The organism is Flavobacterium sp. (genome assembly GCF_021151785.1).
Classification (GTDB): domain Bacteria; phylum Bacteroidota; class Bacteroidia; order Flavobacteriales; family Flavobacteriaceae; genus Flavobacterium.
Genome location: NZ_JAGKWP010000064.1, coordinates 1 through 14,684, shown reverse-complemented (window position 1 = coordinate 14,684; position 14,684 = coordinate 1). Strand labels below are relative to the sequence as shown.

The window sequence follows — 14,684 nt, the reverse complement described above, 5'->3', positions numbered from 1 at the left end:
TTATAAAATTATTGAGAATAAATCAATTGAATGTATTTCTTTATGTTGAAACTGTAGTTAAAAAGAAATTATATTTTTTTCAGAAGATAAAAAAAATCCCGATACTATCGGGATTTGTTGTGGGCGATGAGGGGTTCGAACCCCCGACCCCCTCGGTGTAAACGAGGTGCTCTGAACCAGCTGAGCTAATCGCCCTATTTTGTTTGCAGTGCTTATTTCGTCATTGCGAGTGCAAATATACAACTGTTTTTTATTTCTGCAACAATTTTAATGAAAAAAATTAATCAAATTTCACTTCTTCTAAAATAGCTTTGTTACTGTAATTGATTACCAGTAAAGTAACTTTTTTATTATTAGGTAAATACGATTCAATAATGTATTTTTTACCTTTTTTGTAAGCCACATTACTTTGCGAAAAATCAACATCACCATTTGCAATTGCCTCGTTAATTTCTTTTAAATTAATCTTTTTGTTAGCAATTAAACTGTCAATAGCAGGCGTTGTTTTGAATGGTTTGCTTCTAATATCTTTAATTACACGGCAATTTGGAAAATAACAAAATTCTACTCCTTTTGATTTGGCTTTTGCACTTAAAAATTCACCAACAAAATAAAAACCAATCAATAAACCAAATAAATAAAAGGCTAAGCGATATCTTAATGACATAATATTTTTTTTGCAAAGGTATGATTTATCTTTTTTACAACGTATTAAAAGACCAATAAATTAATGTCTCTGTGTTCTAAATTGAACCAATCGGCAATGGGTTTATTAGTTAAAATACCGTGGTAATTATAGATTCCGTTTTTTAGACCTTTATTACAACGGATAGCCGATTCTATTCCTCCGTCTTCCGCAATATCAATTAAAATGGGAGATATAATATTACTTATTGAAATACTCGCGGTTTTAGAATACCTAGAAGGAATGTTAGGTACACAATAATGGATAACGTTGTTTTTAATAAAAGTAGGTCTTTCGTGTGTAGTAACTTCAGAAGTTTCAAAGCAACCTCCTGTATCTATGCTCACATCAACTATAACGGCTCCTTTTTTCATGTGTTCAACCATGGTTTCAGATACAACAATAGGGGTTCTGTTTTTGCCTCTCATGGCACCAATAGCTACATCACACCTTCTTAAGGCTTTAAGTAAGGCTTTATCATGAATCGTCGAAGTAAATATTCTTTGATTTAAAGTGTTTTGTAAGCGTCTTAATTTGGTGATAGAGTTGTCAAAAACTTTAACATTCGCACCTAAACTAAGTGCCGTTCTTACTGCATATTCGGCTACAGTTCCTGCTCCTAGAATCACCACTTCTGTTGGTGGTACACCTGTTATGTTTCCAAACAATAAGCCTTTACCATCGTTGTTATTAATCATTAATTCAGCGGCAATCAAAACTGAAGCAGTTCCAGCAATTTCACTTAAGGATTTTACGGCAGGGTAGGAGCCGTCCTCATCTTTAATGAATTCAAAGGCTAGCGCTGTAATTTTCTTTTGACTTAAGGCTTCAAAGAATTCTTTTTTTTGTGTTTTTAATTGTATTGCTGAAATTAGAATCGCTTCTGGATTCATTAAGGTGATTTCTTGAAGTGTAGGTGGTTCTACTTTCAATATAATTGGGCAACTAAAAACTTTGGATGTGTCATTCGTTACTTCAGCACCAGCCTCAGAATAATCTTTATCGGTATAGCTAGAATTTATTCCTGCTCCTGCCTCAATCATTACTCTATGTCCATGAGAAACGAGTGAACTTACTGCGTCTGGAGTGAGGCAAATCCTTCTTTCTTGATAGGAGGTTTCTTTTGGTATTCCTATAAAAAGTTGACTTTTGTGTTTTTGTACTTCAAGTTTTTCTTCTTGAGGTAATAATTGTTTAGCCGAAAAAGGACTGTAAATTGCCATACATCACTATTTTGAAGCCAAGTTACTTAAATTTTAACAAATATAAAATCCTTATACATTTTTTACTTGTATTTCTCTCTTTCCATTAGGTAAAAGTTGAATTTTAATAGCCGCATGTTCTAAAGGAATTAAATGAGGTACTTTTTCAGGCCATTCTATGAAACACCAATTGCCAGAGTAAAAATATTCATCAATTCCCATGTCATAGGCTTCCATTTCATTGTTAATGCGATATAAATCAAAATGATAAATAATTTTTCCATCTTGGGCTTCATATTCATTGACTAAAGAAAAAGTTGGACTGCTAGAATGTTCTATAACTCCTAATTCTTTTACGAGTTCTTTAATCAGTGTGGTTTTACCCACGCCCATTTCAGCATGAAACGTAATTACTTTATTTAAATTAGGTAAAGCTAAAATTGCTTTCGCTACTTCATTAATTTCTTCTAAACCAAAAACTTTTGTCATGTTTAGGAATATTATTTAGGATTTAAAACAATACAAGGCACAATCATTTCTTCAAGGGAAATTCCACCATGTTGATAGGTATTTCTGTAATAGCTTACGTAATGGTTGAAATTGTTTACATAAGCCAAGAAATAGTCGCTTTTTGCAAAGATAAAAGAACTTGTCATATTGATGGCAGGTAACCCAATTTTTTTAGGATCTTTAACCGCATAAACGTCTTTGTCTTCATAGGTTAAGCTTCTTCCTGTTTTGTACCTTAAATTTAAACTAGTGTTTTTATCGCCAATCACTTTTGAAGGATTTTTACAGTTGATGGTTCCGTGATCTGTAGTGATGATTAGTTTAAATCCATTTTGTTGACCCAATTGAATCAATTCTAATAAGGGTGAGTTTTTAAACCAACTTAATGTTAACGAGCGGTAGGCTTTGTCATTCGAAGCTAGTTCTTTAACTACATCCATTTCTGTTTTTGCATGAGAAATCATATCAACAAAATTGTAAACAATGGTTGTTAAATCGTTGTTTTTTAAAGATTTAAAATTGTCAACTAGTTTTCTCCCGTCGCGTTGGTTCACGATTTTGTAATATTCTTGTTTGATGTTTAATCCTAATCGTTTGAGTTGTTCCTTTAAAAAATCTTCTTCATGCATGTTTTTGCCGCCTTCATCTGTATCGTTTTTCCAATATTGCGGATATTTTTTTTCCATTTCTACAGGTAATAAACCCGAAAAAATAGCATTTCTTGCGTACTGTGTTGCTGTAGGTAAAATAGAAAAATAACTCACTTCTTTTTCAGGCTTGTAGTGATTATATACAATGTTTTCAAAAACTTTCCATTGATCATAACGCAAATTGTCGATAACAATAAAGAGAATTGGTTTTTCCTTTTTGCGAATTTCAGGTGCCACCAATTCACCAAATAGTTTGTGTGAAAGAATGGGTTTGTTAGCTTTTTCTTCAAACCAATCTTCATAATTTCTTTCAATAAATTTTCCAAATTGTAAATTAGCCTCTGTTTTTTGACTTTCAAGTATGGAAATCATGTTTTGGTCTTCAATATTTTCAAGTTCTATTTCCCAGTACAACAGTTTTTTATAGAGTTCTATCCAATCTTCAAAGGAATTAACCATGGCCAGTTCCATAGCGATTTTTCGAAATTCTTTTTGGTAATCCAGTGTTGTTTTTTCAGATATTAATCGAGAATGATCTAAGTTTTTCTTTAAGCTCAGTAGAATCTGATTGGGGTTTACGGGTTTAATTAAGTAATCGGCAATTTTACTACCGATAGCTTCTTCCATAATGTATTCTTCCTCACTCTTAGTAATCATGATAACAGGAGTTGAAGATTTGTATTCTTTCATTTCTGCTAGTGTTTCTAAACCTGAAAGACCAGGCATATTTTCATCAAGGAAAACGATATCAAAATTTTCTTCTTTGAACAAATCAATAGCATCTTGACCATTATTACAAGTAGTTACAGCATAGTTTTTCTTTTCTAAAAACAAGATGTGTGGCTTCAATAAATCAATTTCGTCGTCTACCCAAAGGATTTTTATTTCATTCATGGTTTTACATTTTATTATTGCAAGGTACTACAGACAAACGTAAATTTTCTTAAAAATTGTGTAAATGTTTTATATTTGTTAAATAAATTTATTTTCAGTGCATTCGATAAACAAATTAAAAATACTTAATGATCCTATTTATGGGTTTATTACTATTCCTAATACACTAATTTACGATCTAATTCAGCATCCTTATTTTCAACGGTTGAGACGTATTGCTCAAATGGGAATGTCTTATTTGGTTTATCCAGGTGCGCATCATACTCGTTTTCATCATGCTTTAGGTTGTATGCATATTATGCAACAAGCAGTACAAACCTTGCGTTTTAAAGGAGTGGCTATCTCAAATGAAGAGGAAACGGCCTTGTATGTTACTATTTTATTACACGACATTGGTCATGGCCCTTTCAGTCATGCGTTGGAACACAGTGTAATTGAAGTGCATCATGAGGAATTATCTTTGTTGTTTATGGAACAGTTGAATAAGGAGTTTGATGGGCAATTGGGTTTAGCGATTCAAATTTTTAAAGGAGAGTACGCTAGAAAATTTATGTTGCAGTTGATTTCCAGTCAATTGGATATGGATCGGATGGATTATTTGAAGCGAGATAGTTTTTACACAGGTGTAAATGAAGGGAATATCAATAGTGAACGCTTAATTCAAATGCTTAATGTAAAAGATGATTATTTGGTTATGGAAGAAAAAGGCATTTATTCTATTGAAAAGTTCCTTATGGCCAGACGATTAATGTATTGGCAAGCGTATTTGCATAAGACTAGTGTGGTGGCTGAATTGACTTTAACTAAGATTTTGAAACGTGCTAAAGAATTGATAAATAGAGGAGAACAATTATTTGGAAGTCCGTTTTTATTATTCTTCATGAATCATAAATTTGATTTTAATACTATTGATAAAAATATATTAGATCAGTTTTCTAACTTAGATGATTATGACGTACTTGGGGCAATTAAGCAATGGCAATTTCATTCTGATTTTGTATTAAGTAGTTTGTGTAAAATGCTAATTCATAGACATTTGTTAAAGATTGAAATTACTGAGGATAAAATTCATAAAGAGAAATATTTAGAGTTGAAAGAAAAATATATTAAAGCCTATCGATTAGTTGAAAAAGATATCGATTATTTTGTGTTTAAAGGTAAGTTGAAAAACGAAGCATATAGTAGATCGAGTGAGCCCATTCGCATTTTAAAGAAGGATGGCACCATTGAAAATGTTGTAGAAGCTTCCGATCAGATGCATTTAAAGGCATTGTCTAAGCCAGTGACGAAATATTTTATTTGCTATCCAAAAGTAATTGATTAATTTAGAGATTCATTTTATTTTTATATTTTTGCCGAGATGAAATTTACAGCGCTACAAATTGCAGGCATTTTAGAAGGTGAAGTTGTTGGTAACCCTAATGCTGAAGTCTATAAATTAGCTAAAATTGAAGAAGGAACTCCAGGTTCATTAACTTTTTTGGCTAACCCTAAATATATACATTACATTTATTCTACCGAGGCATCCATTGCTATCGTTAATAAGTCATTTGAGCCAGAACAACCGGTAAAGACTACATTAATTAAAGTAGAAGATGCTTACCAATCCTTTTCAAAGTTATTGGAATACTACAATCAAATCAAGTTGATGAAATCAGGAATAGAGCAACCTTCTGTAATTTCGGAAGGTGTGGTTTATGGTACTGATTTGTACTTAGGTAGTTTTTGTTACGTTGGTCAAAATGTCAAAATTGGTAATAATGTAAAGATTTATCCAAATAGTTTCATTGGAGACAATGTGGTTATTGGTGATAATTGTGTTTTATTTGCGGGTGTTCGTGTTTATTCGGAATCAGTATTGGGTAATCATGTTGTTATTCACTCTGGAACTATTATAGGTTCAGATGGTTTTGGATTTGCCCCACAAGAGGATGGGAGTTATAAAAAAGTACCTCAAATAGGTAATGTTATTATAGAAGACAATGTTGAAATTGGTTCTTGTTCTACTATTGACCGAGCTACTTTAGGTTCAACGATCATTAGAAAAGGAGTAAAATTAGACAACCAAATTCAAGTAGCGCACAATGTTGAAATTGGTCAAAATACGGTAATTGCCTCTCAAACGGGAATTGCGGGTTCGACTAAAATTGGTAAAAATTGTATGATTGGTGGACAAGTGGGTATTGTCGGACATATCACTATTGGTGATAACGTTAAGATTCAAGCACAATCAGGTATTGCAAAATCATTGAAAGACGGTGAAGTGGTACAAGGAAGTCCAGCCTTTGCTTATGGTGATTTTGCTAAATCATTTATACATTTCAAGAATTTGCCTAAAATAATTAAAGATATTGAAGATTTAAAAAAGGAAAAATAAGGATACAATCATGGTCAAACAAACTACCATTGGACAAGAAATTTCCCTAACGGGTGTTGGATTACACACAGGTCAAAATGTAACGATGACGTTTAAACCAGCTCCTGTTAATAATGGAATAACTTTTGTTAGAGTCGATTTAGAAGGACAACCTATTATTGAAGCAGACGCTAATTATGTCGTAAATACACAACGAGGAACAAATTTAGAAAAATTAGGAGTGATGATTCAAACTCCAGAGCACGTTTTGGCAGCTGTAGTGGGGTGTGATGTAGATAATATTATCATCGAATTAGATGCCTCAGAGTTGCCTATAATGGATGGTTCTTCTAAATATTTTGTTGAAGCTATTGAAAAAGTAGGGGTTGTTGAACAAGATGCTCCGCGTAAAGTTTATATTGTAAAAGATGTTATTTCTTATACTGATGAAGCTTCAGGTAGCGAAATTACAGTAATTCCAAGTGATCATTATTGTGTGACAACTATGGTTGACTTTGGAACTAAAGTTTTAGGAACCCAAAACGCCACAATGAAAAGCATTTCGGAGTTTAAAACTGAAATTGCAGACTGTAGAACGTTTAGCTTTTTACATGAATTAGAAGCATTATTAAACAATGGATTAATAAAAGGAGGTGATTTAAACAATGCTATTGTTTATGTGGATAAAGAGATCTCTCCAGAAACTATGGAGAATTTAAAAAAAGCTTTTAATAAAGAAGAAATCTCAGTCAAACCTAATGGGGTATTAGACAATCTAACGTTACATTATCCAAATGAAGCTGCTCGTCATAAATTACTTGACGTTATTGGAGATTTATCTTTAATAGGTACTCGCATTCAAGGTAAAGTCATTGCTAACAAACCAGGTCATTTTGTTAATACACAGTTTGCTAAAAAGATTGCTAAAATTATCAAGATTGAGGAGCGTAACCAAGTTCCTTCTTATGATTTGAATAAAGAACCACTCATGGATATTCATGGCATCATGGGATTATTGCCTCATAGACCGCCTTTCTTGTTAGTGGATAAAATATTAGAATTATCAGAGTCTCATGTGGTAGGATTAAAAAATGTAACTATGAATGAGCCTTTCTTTGTAGGTCACTTTCCTGGTGCACCTGTAATGCCAGGGGTTTTACAAATTGAAGCAATGGCTCAAACGGGTGGTATTTTAATTTTGAGCACAGTTCCAGATCCTGAAAATTATTTGACCTATTTCATGAAAATAGATAATGTGAAATTTAAAAACAAAGTGTTGCCGGGCGATACGTTAATTTTTAAGTGTGATTTAATTTCTCCTATTCGAAGAGGAGTTTGTCACATGCAGGCTTATGCGTATGCTAATGGGAAGTTAGTTTCTGAAGCTGAATTAATGGCACAAATTGTTAAAGTTAAAAACGATTAATTATGAATCAACCTTTAGCCTATGTACATCCAGGAGCCAAAATTGCTCGAAATGTTGTAATCGATCCTTTTACTACTATACATAATAATGTTGAAATAGGAGAAGGAACTTGGATTGGTTCCAACGTAACCATAATGGAGGGAGCAAGAATTGGTAAAAATTGTAATATTTTCCCTGGAGCCGTTATTTCCGCTGTACCTCAAGATTTGAAATTTGGAGGCGAAGATTCTCTTGCTATTATTGGTGACAATACAACTATTAGAGAATGTGTTACAATCAATAGAGGTACAATTGCCTCGGGAAAAACAGTGATTGGTAAAAATTGTTTAATTATGGCTACAGCACATATTGCGCATGATTGTCATATTGGCGATAATGCTATTATTGTTAATAATGTAGCGTTAGCTGGACATGTTACTGTTGGTAATTTTGCTGTTATAGGTGGACTTGCAGCGGTGCATCAGTTCATTTCCATTGGAGATCATGCTATGATTTCTGGTGGAAGTTTAGTTCGTAAAGATGTTCCTCCTTTCACAAAAGCAGCCAAAGAGCCCTTGTCTTATGTAGGTATTAACTCTGTAGGTTTAAGAAGGAGAGGTTTTACCACAGAGAAAATTAGAGAAATACAAGATATTTATAGAATTTTATATCAAAAAAATTACAATACAACACAAGCTTTGAGTATTATTGAAGCAGAAATGGAAGCTACTCCTGAACGTGACGATATTATTCAGTTTATTCGTAATTCTTCAAGAGGAATTATGAAAGGCTACACCGGAAGTACTTTATAAAATCAATCATATAATTAAATATTTTTAAAATGGCTACAACATCAGATATCAAAAACGGGTTATGTATTAAATTTAACCATGATATTTATAAAATTGTTGAATTCTTACACGTAAAACCAGGAAAAGGTCCAGCTTTCGTAAGAACTAAACTAAAATCATTAACTAATGGAAAAGTTTTAGATAATACTTTTTCTGCAGGACATAAGATTGAAACAGTTCGTGTTGAAACACATACTTTTCAATATTTATACAATGAAGGTGTGGATTTTCACTTCATGAATACGGAGACTTTTGAACAAATTACATTAAATAGAGATGTTCTAGATGCTCCAGATTTGTTAAAGGAAGGAACGAATGTAATGGTTCAAATCAATACAGAAACCGATATGCCATTAGCTGTTGATATGCCTGCTAATATTATTTTAGAGGTTACTTATGCTGAACCTGGAGTAAAGGGAAATACAGCTACCAATGCTACTAAGCCAGCAACAGTTGAAACTGGGGCTACTGTAAATGTGCCTTTGTTTATCAATGAAGGTGATAAAATTAAAATCGATACGGCTACAGGAAAGTACATGGAGCGAGTATAGTTAAAATTATAAAAATAGTGAATGATTAAGGTTATTCACTATTTTTATTTGATATAAATTCAACGAATGAAGTTTTCAAGAATACATCAATTAAAAGAAATCGCTGATCTATTGTCTTGTGCCTATGTAGGTCCTGCAGATTTTCCTATTTCAGGAATGAATGAAATCCACGTGGTAGAACCGGGAGATATTGTTTTTGTGGATCATCCTAAATATTATGATAAAGCATTACAGTCAGCAGCAACCATAGTTTTAATTAACAAAGAGGTTTCTTGCCCTGAGGGGAAAGCATTGTTAATATCAGATGACCCTTTTAGAGACTTCAATGTTCTAACTCGACATTTTAAACCTTTTGTTTCTGCCCATGTCGCTATTTCTGCCACAGCTACAATAGGTGAACAAACAGTTATTCAACCTAATTGTTTTATAGGTAATCATGTTACTATAGGCAAAAATTGTCTTATTCATGCTAATGTTACTATTTATGACCATTGTGTCATAGGAGATGATGTGGTAATTCAATCAGGTACTATCATAGGGGCAGATGCTTTCTATTACAAAAAACGTCCCGAAGGTTTTGATCAATTATTATCTGGTGGTCGAGTGGTTATCGAAGATCGAGTTGGAATAGGGGCATTATGTACTATTGATCGAGGGGTTACAGGTGATACTACAATTGGTGCAGGAACTAAACTAGATAATCAAGTTCATGTTGGTCATGATACCGTTATTGGTCAAAAATGTTTAATTGCAGCTCAAACAGGTATTGCAGGTTGTGTAATTATTGAAGACGAAGTAACGCTTTGGGGGCAAGTAGGTACTACTAGTGGTATTACCATTGGTTCAAAAGCAGTAATTTTAGGACAAACAGGAGTAACAAAGTCTATTGAAGGAGGTAAAACCTATTTTGGTACACCGATAGAAGAATCTAGAGAGAAATTAAAACAGCTTGCTAACATCAAAAAAATTCCATCGATTATAGAAAAATTAAAATAATGACTGCTAAAGAGATTATCCTAGAAATTTATCAAAATGATGGTTTAAGAAATCGTTCTTTCTTAGATCAGGTATTACATCCCGATGTTGTTATGGAATGGCAAAGTTCTTCAGATTTCAACTTACTAACTAAAAAAGATATTTTAGATTTAGCGGATGAATTAATGAAAAATTATGCCGATTCTACCATAGAAATAAAATATTTATTAGAAGAAGAAGGAAAGGTTTGTATTGCATATAATCACTATGCCACATCTATTGAAAACACTACTCAATTTCAATTAGTAGCTCGGTTTATTACCGTTTGGGAATTTGTTGATGATCAAATTTTAAAAGGATACCAAATTAGCAAACCTACTTAAAAAAAGATAGAAAAAAATGCCATTATTTCTATCAAAAAACTTACTTTTGCTCAACATTATAAAAAAATAACATCATGAGTGTTTTAGTTAATAAAAATTCAAAAATAATCGTTCAAGGTTTTACTGGGAGTGAAGGAACATTCCACGCTTCACAAATGATTGAATATGGAACCAATGTTGTAGGTGGTGTAACTCCAGGTAAAGGAGGTTCTACTCATTTAGATAGACCTGTTTTTAATACTGTTAAAGATGCTGTAGAGCAAGCAGGAGCTGATACATCAATTATTTTTGTTCCGCCTGCATTTGCTGCTGACGCTATCATGGAAGCTGCTGATGCTGGAATCAAAGTAATCATTTGTATCACTGAAGGTATTCCTGTTTCTGATATGATTAAAGCTTATGATTATATTAAAGGTAAAGATTGCCGTTTAGTTGGTCCTAACTGTCCAGGAGTAATTACTCCAGAAGAAGCTAAAGTTGGTATTATGCCAGGTTTTGTTTTCAAAAAAGGGAAAGTTGGTATTGTTTCTAAGTCAGGAACTTTAACGTATGAAGCAGCAGATCAAGTGGTACGTCAAGGTTTTGGTATTACTACGGCTATTGGTATTGGTGGTGACCCTATTATTGGTACTACAACTAAAGAAGCCGTTGAATTATTAATGAATGATCCTGAAACAGAATTAATCATTATGATTGGTGAAATCGGTGGTCAGTTAGAAGCTGATGCTGCAAAATGGATTAAGGCAGATGGTAACAAAAAGCCAGTAGTTGGATTCATCGCTGGTGAAACAGCACCAAAAGGAAGAACAATGGGTCACGCAGGTGCTATTGTAGGTGGTGCAGATGATACAGCTGAAGCTAAAAAGCGTATCATGAGAGAAAATGGAATTCATGTAGTTGACTCTCCTGCTGAAATAGGTAAAAAAGTAAAAGAGATTTTAGGATAATTTTCTTAATCAATCATAACAGTAAAGCTCCATCGGTTTTGACTTGATGGAGCTTTTTTTAATTTATAAATTATGTATCAAGAATTAAAAACATTTAAAAACACCAACTCTTTTCAATATACTACAGCCGATCAATTAGATTTGGTTTGTAATGCACCGGCACATGCTGCTGGTTTATTTTTAGTATTTGATGTAAAAGAGGACACTAAAGAATTAATCATGGTGGGTTCAACAGGAACTATTCAAAATAATGGGACTTTAAAAGCAAAATCTGGTCTTTTTGACAAAATTGTTAATGGCAGTCAATTTACCAAATCAGCAAGAAAGTTTTCTTGGCCTACCCAAATGAAAAAAGAGGGAATAACTACATTAGAGGTTATTTGGTTTGAAACCTTTACGGATGAAAAAAAAATAATACCTACTTACTTGGAAGGACAAGTATTGCAGCATTTTTTTGATGAAAATGGCGTTTTGCCTAGATGGAATGTAGCTTTTTAACAAGCTCTTCTAAATAAAAAACTTCCCTAGGATTCATTCTTAGGGAAGTTTTTTTATGAATTAATTTCTGTCTTACTTCTTAATTATTTTTTGTATTAACTGTTGGTCATTAGCATCTTTTATTTCTAATAAATAAATTCCAGCAGCTAAATTACCCAAGTTAAGTTGGTTATGTGCTTCAAACTCATTCTTATGAATTATTTTATTTCCAAGCATGTCATAAACCATTAGTGATTGAAGAGTTTGATTTTCTTGTACATCTATGTTTATTATATCCGATGTTGGATTTGGATAGATTTTGATTGCATCTAGGTTAAAACTAGAACTTGCTAAGAATGATACAAATTCCGTAGTAAACGTATTAGTTATGATTGCAGGATTATAGTCAAAATAGATCGAGGCATTATTTGGTATAATGTCCCCAATAGCAAAACCTGCTTTAGGTTTAATTTTAAATGTAATGTATCCTTTACCAATCATTGTATTAGGAACAGATACGGGTAGTTGTATATTTTCGAATCTCCAATTTAAATTTTTACTGATTCTATCTAAAGTATAAGGATGACTCGCACTGATCATTTCTAATGTTGTTTCATCCAATTGGTTGTTTAGTACATCATTCACTCTGATATTAATAGCAGCAGCGTTACCAGTATTTTCAAAACGGATTGTATAGAACAAATAATCATTTGAAGTAAAATTAGAATAAACAATTTGAGGTCCATGTGCTTCCATTTTGTCGTTTGGATCATAGGCATTTACTACAATTTGATTTACTGTACTAGTATTGTTAATTGGTACTAAATCGCCTACTAACGGTTCAATTGTTGCACTACTTATTAAATAATCTCCGGCATTAACAGTAGGTAAAGCTGGCACACTCATTATTACATCAATGGTTCTTACTTCAAATGGAAGTAAGTTGGTAAAGTTATAAGTAAATCCAGTTGCAGTTGCAGTTGTTGCAGGATTAGTTGAAGTAACAGTTGTTGCTGTTGGTTTCGTGAACGTAACTGTTCCATTGCTTACTATTTGGTTACTTAAGTTGGCATAAACTAGTTTATTGAAGTAGTTGAAACCTGGTCTTGGTAAATTTGCAGGTATAACAGTAACGGCTAAATCATTGTATGCATTTGTTGCTACTACAGGGAAATAATAAGTTGTCATTCCAGCCGCAGGGTGTATCGCTGTATAATTTGCTGGATTTACTGTATAATTTGCGGCATAGTTTGTATTGATGGTGTAATTTACATTATATGAATTTGTTGCTACATTATCATATACATAAGCTACTCCAAGTGGTGAAGTGATGTTGTGAATTGTACCGTCATTGTTTTTCTCGTAGTGGAATTCTCCTAATGGGAAGTTGGGTTCACCAGCATCTTTTACACCGTTGGTATTGTTGTCCAAGAATGCATTAAATGTAAATCCAGTACAATTGATAATACCAGTAGAAGAAGGCATGCTATTAATGGTAATAAATCCAGGTTGATTTGAGAAATTCGTTACCATTAGTAGGTAATATTGCCCAGCGACTGCATTAGTGATGAATGGATATTCCGTTGCAGCAGTAGAGTAGCTACAGCTTACAATATTAGCAGATCCATAGGAACTACAACCCGAAATCGGAGAACTAAATGGACCATAAATAATATAATCAACATCTAAATTATTATACAATGGGGCATTGTTACCTTGAGTTATTTGTAAGTTGATGTTTCCTGATTGACTAATTGGTAAGTAAAACCAAGTCGCATTAGGAGTAGTTCCTAAACATCCAGCATTTCCAGAGTTAGCTAAGTTAACCGTATTTACAAAAGGAACTCCTATTGAATTACATAAAGTATTTGCATTACTACAACTTGAGGCTACATTACAATTTAATTGTGTAAATAGCACTCTGCTGAAAATATTATCACAACCGTTGGTTATATGTTCTCTTATATAGATGGTCGAGGAACTTACAGAAGTAGGTAAAATAAAATTAGTAGGATTAACAATTGGGTTTACATTGTTTTGAGCATCAGCTAAACTACCATGGTAAGTTAATGGATTTATAGTGCTTATTAGCGCTTGTGATGTTGTTAAATCATAGCTTATTTGTCCATTACTATCATTGTCACATTGTGTCATGTGTGGTAAAGCTCCTTGATTTTGATAGTTTAAAGCTTGTACAGTAAATACTTTGATTTGTGCAATTGTTCCAGTAGAAATATCTGTAATTCTAGCATAAATAGTAGCAGTTCCTAATGGCATACAAAAAGGAGTAGCTAATGGGAGTGTATTGTTAGTTGCATCATTTAATGAAGAAAAATAATTTATCGAATACTGATTTGGATTTGCATTACCTAATATTGGTGCATTATTAGTAGTTAAATCAAAACAAGCAATTCCATTTGGTCCAACACAATTTGTTAAATTTTGTGGTTCACCTAAATTATTCGTACAAGAAAGAGTATTAAATGTAATAGCACTTGTTAATGCACTAGGATTATTTGCCGTGTTACAAACGGAAGACAATTGAACCGTGTAAGTTGTATCACAATTTAGACCAGTTAAAACAAAAGGACTTGATTGCGCTATTAAGTTTCCTCCAACAGTTGTACCATTCACACCAATTAATAATTGGTAATATTGAGCCGATGAAGCCGTATTCCAACTAATAACCGCAGAGGTATTAGTAATGTTAGTTACAGTTACTCCAGCTGGTGGCAAACATGTTTGAGCATGAGTTAGAGTAACACTAAATAGGCTTAAAAAAAATAAGAGTGTAATTT

At 32.9% G+C, this 14,684-nt stretch carries 14 protein-coding genes and 1 tRNA gene; 9 read left to right on the top strand and 6 right to left on the bottom strand.

Translation table 11 applies throughout. From position 1 onward, the window contains the following. Positions 1 to 120: 120 nt before the first annotated feature. The 5 genes from QZ824_RS07815 to QZ824_RS07795 all read right to left on the bottom strand — a co-directional run bounded on the left by QZ824_RS07815 (position 121) and on the right by QZ824_RS07795 (position 3,941). A tRNA-Val gene (locus QZ824_RS07815) sits at positions 121 to 195 on the bottom strand. Positions 196 to 280: 85 nt separating this feature from the next. Continuing rightward, a complete protein-coding gene (locus QZ824_RS07810) occupies positions 281 to 667 on the bottom strand; it encodes a DUF4258 domain-containing protein (RefSeq protein ID WP_291275464.1) in 387 nt (128 codons plus the stop codon). Between the two features lie 44 nt (positions 668 to 711). Next, on the bottom strand, positions 712 to 1,908 hold the full coding sequence (locus tag QZ824_RS07805) for an alanine dehydrogenase (protein ID WP_291275463.1): 1,197 nt from the start codon (positions 1,906 to 1,908) through the stop codon (positions 712 to 714). A gap of 51 nt (positions 1,909 to 1,959) precedes the next feature. Further along, positions 1,960 to 2,376 carry a tRNA (adenosine(37)-N6)-threonylcarbamoyltransferase complex ATPase subunit type 1 TsaE gene (gene tsaE, locus QZ824_RS07800; protein WP_291275462.1) on the bottom strand — a complete coding sequence of 139 codons (417 nt, stop codon included), beginning with the start codon at positions 2,374 to 2,376 and terminating at the stop codon, positions 1,960 to 1,962. Between the two features lie 11 nt (positions 2,377 to 2,387). Beyond that, a complete protein-coding gene (locus QZ824_RS07795; protein ID WP_291275461.1) occupies positions 2,388 to 3,941 on the bottom strand; it encodes a bifunctional response regulator/alkaline phosphatase family protein in 1,554 nt (517 codons plus the stop codon). 97 nt (positions 3,942 to 4,038) lie between these two features. Here QZ824_RS07795 and QZ824_RS07790 point away from each other — a divergent pair, with 97 nt between their 5' ends. The 9 genes from QZ824_RS07790 to QZ824_RS07750 all read left to right on the top strand — a co-directional run bounded on the left by QZ824_RS07790 (position 4,039) and on the right by QZ824_RS07750 (position 11,907). Continuing rightward, entirely contained in the window at positions 4,039 to 5,265 is a 1,227-nt protein-coding gene (locus tag QZ824_RS07790) for an HD domain-containing protein (protein WP_291275460.1), read from the top strand. Positions 5,266 to 5,301: 36 nt separating this feature from the next. Beyond that, a complete protein-coding gene (gene lpxD / locus QZ824_RS07785) occupies positions 5,302 to 6,318 on the top strand; it encodes a UDP-3-O-(3-hydroxymyristoyl)glucosamine N-acyltransferase (protein WP_291275459.1) in 1,017 nt (338 codons plus the stop codon). Between the two features lie 10 nt (positions 6,319 to 6,328). Further along, entirely contained in the window at positions 6,329 to 7,723 is a 1,395-nt protein-coding gene (locus tag QZ824_RS07780; protein WP_291275458.1) for a bifunctional UDP-3-O-[3-hydroxymyristoyl] N-acetylglucosamine deacetylase/3-hydroxyacyl-ACP dehydratase, read from the top strand. 2 nt (positions 7,724 to 7,725) lie between these two features. After that, entirely contained in the window at positions 7,726 to 8,514 is a 789-nt protein-coding gene (gene lpxA / locus QZ824_RS07775) for an acyl-ACP--UDP-N-acetylglucosamine O-acyltransferase (RefSeq protein WP_291275457.1), read from the top strand. A 29-nt stretch (positions 8,515 to 8,543) separates the two neighbouring features. Beyond that, entirely contained in the window at positions 8,544 to 9,104 is a 561-nt protein-coding gene (efp, locus tag QZ824_RS07770; protein WP_291275456.1) for an elongation factor P, read from the top strand. 66 nt (positions 9,105 to 9,170) lie between these two features. Further along, positions 9,171 to 10,100 (top strand): UDP-3-O-(3-hydroxymyristoyl)glucosamine N-acyltransferase, encoded by a 930-nt coding sequence (locus QZ824_RS07765; RefSeq protein WP_291275455.1) that lies wholly within the window; start codon positions 9,171 to 9,173, stop codon positions 10,098 to 10,100. Beyond that, positions 10,100 to 10,462, top strand: a complete 363-nt coding sequence (locus tag QZ824_RS07760) for a nuclear transport factor 2 family protein (RefSeq protein ID WP_291275454.1) — start codon at positions 10,100 to 10,102, stop codon at positions 10,460 to 10,462. The genes QZ824_RS07765 and QZ824_RS07760 overlap by 1 nt, the downstream gene beginning before the upstream one ends. Positions 10,463 to 10,536: 74 nt before the next feature. Beyond that, positions 10,537 to 11,409, top strand: a complete 873-nt coding sequence (gene sucD, locus QZ824_RS07755) for a succinate--CoA ligase subunit alpha (protein WP_291275453.1) — start codon at positions 10,537 to 10,539, stop codon at positions 11,407 to 11,409. Between the two features lie 72 nt (positions 11,410 to 11,481). Next, complete coding sequence (locus tag QZ824_RS07750; RefSeq protein ID WP_291275452.1) at positions 11,482 to 11,907, top strand: hypothetical protein; 426 nt, start codon at positions 11,482 to 11,484, stop codon at positions 11,905 to 11,907. A gap of 72 nt (positions 11,908 to 11,979) precedes the next feature. On the opposite strand, the gene QZ824_RS07745 is transcribed toward QZ824_RS07750, so the two are convergent. Next, positions 11,980 to 14,684, bottom strand: a 2,705-nt coding sequence (locus tag QZ824_RS07745) for a T9SS type A sorting domain-containing protein (protein ID WP_291275451.1), incomplete at its 5' end; no start/stop codon positions are given.